Here is a 4,660-nt window from a genome sequence, read left to right on the forward strand (position 1 = left end):
CGAGATCTCGGGTCAGATCGCGCAGATCCAGACCTCGACCGGTCAGGCGGTCGCCTCGATCGGGGGGATGACCGGGCGCATCCGCCAGATCAGCGACGTGGCGACCTCGATCGCGGCGGCGGTGGAGCAGCAGGGCGCGGCGACGCAGGAGATCGTGCGCAACGTCAGCCAGGCGGCTTTGGGCACGGCGGAGGTGACCGGCAACATCGCCGGCGTGGCGGGCGCGGCCGAGGAGACCGGCGCGGCGGCGAGCCAGGTGCTGGGCGCCGCCTCCGAGCTCTCGCGCCAGTCCGAGCACCTCGCGGCGGAAGTCGATCGCTTCCTCGCCACCGTCCGCGCCGCCTGAGCCGATCCTCCCCGTCATCCCGGGGCTGCGCGGCAGAGCCCGGGATCCAGAGCCGCCGACGGCGCAATCAGGAGAACGACCTGCGGTTCTGGATCCCGGGCTCGCCTCTGGCGCCCCGGGATGACGGCGAGGGTGCGAAAACGCGGGTTTTTGCGATCCGCGCCTTGCTTCGAACGAAGCCTCAGCCGCCCGCCTCAAGACGTTCCGTCCCACACCATTCGGCAACGAACAGCGCCATCGCCGTGGTGATGCGCTGGACGGAGCGCAGGCTGACGCGCTCGTCGAAACCGTGGATGTTCTCGCTGGCCGGGCCGTAGCAGAGCGCCGGCACCTGCTCGTAGAGGGCGTGCACCCGCGTATCGAGGTAGCAGGGCGCCATGATGCCGGTCAGCTCCGCTCCGGTCGCGCGGCGGTGGGCGGCGGCGAGCACGCCCTCCGCCTCCGAGCCCGGCTCCAGCACGTAGCCCTCGGCGAAGAACCCGTCGAAGGTGACCCGCGGCGGGGCGTCGGCGAGGAACGGGTCGGCGCGGGCGAAGGCGGCGACCGCCGCCTCCACCTCGGCGGCCGCGTCCGCCGCGCGCGTGCCGGGATAGAGCGCGATCCGGCAGCCGACGCGGCACCAGGCCGGCACCGACGAGTTCCAGTCGCCGCCCTCGATCCGGCCGACGTTGAGGTTGATCGGGTGCGCCACGTCCGAAAAGTGCGGCCGGCCGGCCCGGTCGGCGTTCCAGCGCCCCTCGAGGTCGCGCAACGCGCCGATCACCCGGTAGGTCGCGTCGATGGCGTTGGCGCCCGCGCCCATCGCGCGGACATGCACCGGCCGCCCGCGCACCTCGACCGTGAACCACAGCACGCCGGTGTTGGCCCGCACCAGAGCCTCGTCCATCGGCTCGGGGATCAGCACCGCGTCGGCGCGGTAGCCGTGCAGGTGCGCCGCGAGCGCGCCGTTGCCGGTGGATTCCTCCTCGACCACCGACAGGATCGTCACGGCGGCGGCGGGCTGCAGGCCGATCCGCCGCAGCGCGTCGAGGGCGAACAGGTTGGCCGCATGCCCCGCCTTCATGTCGGCGGCGCCGCGCCCGTATAGCCAGTCGCCGTCGATCACCGGATCGAAGGGCGGGTGCGTCCACAGGTCGAGGGGGCCGGGCGGCACCACGTCGACATGCGCCTGCAGGATCAGCGAGCGTCCGCCCACGCCCCGCGGCCGGTGGAGGCCCGCCACGATCGGCGCCTCGGAATGCCCGTCCGCGACCCTCGCCCCGCCGGGATGGCCCACGATCGCGGCGGCGTCGATGGCAAACCGCTCGGTCGCGTAGCCGCGGGCGCGAAACGCGCCGAGCACAAAGTCCTGAATCGCGTGCTCGGCGCCGCGGGTCGAGCCGAACCGCACCAGCGCCTGCGTGTGCGCGACCTGCTCGGCGAACCCGTGCGCGACGGAGGCCGCGATGCGGTCGGCGAGGGCGGGATCGAGGGGCATGCGAAGTCCTGCAGTCTCGCGGCGGAGCGCGGCCAGCCTACGCCGCCCGGTCGCCGCGACATAGGCGGTCCCCGAGGCGCAGGTGGGAACGGAGATTGGAATTGTTTGCACTTCCGTGCATCCTGTGGGCGAACCGGGTCCGCTCGCTGGAACAATAAAGCGGGACGCCCGGCCGTGGAGGAACCATGAACGAGATCGTCAAGCCGGATTCCCTGCTCGTCGCCGAGGCCGAGAGCCTGACCGAGACCTTCTTCGGCGGCTGCCCGCACGACTGCCCGGACACCTGCTCGATGCTGTTCGAGGTGCGTGACGGCGAGTTGCTCGGCGTGCGGGGCAACCCGGACCACCCGATGACCCGCGGCACTCTCTGCGTGAAGCTGAAGGACTACGAGACGCGCCACTACCATCCCGACCGGCTGCTCTACCCGATGAAGCGGGTCGGCCCGAAGGGCTCCAAGCAGTTCGCGCGCATCACCTGGGACGAGGCGCTGGACACCATCGTCACCCGTTGGAAGGCGATCATCGACAGTCACGGCCCGCAGGCCATCGCGCCCTACAGCTACCTCGGCAACCAGGGCCTCGTGCACGGGCTGAACGGCGGCGACGCCTTCTTCAACCGCATGGGCGCCACCGTCACCGAGCGCACCTTCTGCGGCGAGGGCTCGTGCACGGCCTGGCTCCTCACCGTCGGCCCGACGGCGGGCCTCGACCCTGACAGCTACATCCACTCGAAGTACATCGTGATCTGGGCCTGCAACTCGGTCAGCACGAACCTGCACCATTGGGCCATCGTCAAGGACGCCCAGAAGAAGGGCGCCAAGGTCGTCGTGATCGACGCCTACGCCTCGCGCACCGCGAAGGCCGCCGACTGGCACATCGCGCCGAAGCCCGGCACCGACGGCGCGCTCGCCATGGCGCTGATCAATTCCATCATCGCCCAAGGCCTCGTCGACCAGGACTACGTCGACAATCACACGGTCGGCTTCGAGGAGCTGAAGGAGCGGGCGAGCACCCGCACGCCGGAATGGGCCGCCGCGATCACCGGCGTCTCGGCGGAAGACATCCGCACGCTCGCCCGCGAGATGGCGACCGAGCAGCCGGTCGGCATCCGCATGGGCGTGGCGCTGGAGCGGCATTACGGCGGCGGCCAGACCATCCGCGCCGTCACCTGCATCCCGGCGCTGACCGGCGCGTGGCGCCACGTCGGCGGCGGCGTCACCCAGTTCGGCGTGTGGGAGCACCCCTACAAGTTCGACGTGATGTGCCGGCCCGACCTGATCCCGGAGGGCACCCGCGTCGTCTCGAACCTGCAGATCGGGCGCGCGCTCACCGGCGAGCTGAAGCTCGACCCGCCGATCCTGTCGATGATGTGCTGGAACTCGAACCCCGTCACGCAGGCGCCCGAGACCGACAAGGTCGTCGAAGGGCTGATGCGCGAGGACCTGTTCATGGTCTCGGCCGAGCACTTCGTCTCCGACACGGCGTCCTACGCCGACATCCTGCTGCCGGCGACGATGGGCGCGGAGATGGAGGACATGATCCTCTCCTGGGGCCACCTTTATCTCACCTACAACACCAAGTGCGCGGACGCGCCCGGCGAGGCGATCCCGAACAACGAGATCTTCCGCCGGCTCGCGGCCCGGCTCGGCTTCGAGGAAGAGAACTTCAAGTGGACCGACACGGAGTGCCTGGAGCACTACGTCGACTGGAACGCCCCGGCCTGCGAGGGCATCGACCTCCAGTACATGCGCGAGCACGGCTTCGCCCGCCTGAAGGTCGGCACGCCGGACGACCGGGCGCCCCACCGCGAGGGCAACTTCCCGACGCCGACCGGCAAGTGCATGCTGAAGGTGGAGGGCGCCACGAACTTCGTCGCCCCGCCGTTCCGGCAGATGTACGAAGGCTTCCAGCCCGGCGAGGCGCTCGATCCGCTGCCCGACTACCTCGGCCCGCGGGAATCCCACACCAACGACCCGGAGCTCGCCAAGCGCTTCCCGCTCAACATCGTCTCGCCCAAGAGCCATTACTTCCTGAACTCCTGCTACGCGAACATGGAGGACAAGCAGAAGGGCCAGGGCGAGCAGTTCGTGATGATCAGCCAAGCCGACGCCGACGCCCGCGGCATCCGGGACGGCGACCGGGTGCGGGTCGCCAACGACCGCGGCGCGTTCAAGGGCGTGGCCCGCATCACCGACGACGTGAAGGCGGGCATCGTGGTCGCGACGCTGGGCTACTGGCGCCAGCTCAACGAGGGCACGGTCAACAGCATCTCGTCGGGCGCCTTCACCGACATGGGCCACGCGCCGTCCTTCTCGGACAACCTCGTCGAGGTCGCCCGGGCGAACTGACCGCGCCGAGCAGACGGCACGCGCAAGCGCCGCGCGGGGCGCGTGTCCTCGTGGCGTACGGTCTCGCATGTGGGCGCGGTGTGGGAAGCGGACGACGCGGCGGCTCGCACCGCAGGCTCCGCCTCCCTCCCCTAAGTCGTGCTCACCCCTTCGGCCGGTCCAGCTGCGCGATCAGCGCTTCGAGGCGTTCGCTCACCGGGGCGGAGAGGGTGTCGGCGTAGAGGTTGCGCAGGTTCTGGCCGAGGTGGCGGCGCACGCTCGGGTTCAGGGGTGGCTGCGCCTGCGGCGTCTCGCCCGGCCGGGACATCTGCGGCTTCGCCATCACCACCCGACCCTCACGCACGTTCGACACGGGGAGAATGGCAAAGCTTGGTTAAGGGCCCGTCACCGACGGGCGGCGACGCCGCGGAATCGGAACCGCCCGCGGCGGGGGCGTGTTTGCCGGATGAGACCCGTTCGACGCCTCGCCCCCGCCCAGAACCCCGGACC

The 4,660-nt window shown here is 70.8% G+C and carries 3 protein-coding genes and 1 pseudogene; 2 read left to right on the plus strand and 2 right to left on the minus strand.

From position 1 onward, the window contains the following. Nucleotides 1-346, plus strand: a pseudogene (locus FV234_RS25240) (chemotaxis protein); the annotation flags it as partial. Nucleotides 347-527: 181 nt separating this feature from the next. On the opposite strand, the gene FV234_RS25245 reads toward FV234_RS25240, so the two are convergent. Then, nucleotides 528-1,823: an ArgE/DapE family deacylase gene (locus FV234_RS25245; protein ID WP_147832368.1), complete on the minus strand. Its 1,296-nt coding sequence runs from the start codon at nucleotides 1,821-1,823 to the stop codon at nucleotides 528-530. A gap of 185 nt (nucleotides 1,824-2,008) precedes the next feature. Between FV234_RS25245 and FV234_RS25250 the strand changes: the two genes are divergently transcribed. Further along, nucleotides 2,009-4,171: a molybdopterin oxidoreductase family protein gene (locus tag FV234_RS25250; RefSeq protein ID WP_147832369.1), complete on the plus strand. Its 2,163-nt coding sequence runs from the start codon at nucleotides 2,009-2,011 to the stop codon at nucleotides 4,169-4,171. 142 nt (nucleotides 4,172-4,313) lie between these two features. Here FV234_RS25250 and FV234_RS25255 read toward each other — a convergent pair whose 3' ends face one another. Then, entirely contained in the window at nucleotides 4,314-4,493 is a 180-nt protein-coding gene (locus FV234_RS25255) for a NepR family anti-sigma factor (protein ID WP_147754839.1), read from the minus strand. Between the last annotated feature and the right edge of the window lie 167 nt (nucleotides 4,494-4,660).

This window comes from Methylobacterium sp. WL8, from assembly GCF_008040045.1.
GTDB lineage: Bacteria > Pseudomonadota > Alphaproteobacteria > Rhizobiales > Beijerinckiaceae > Methylobacterium > Methylobacterium cerastii.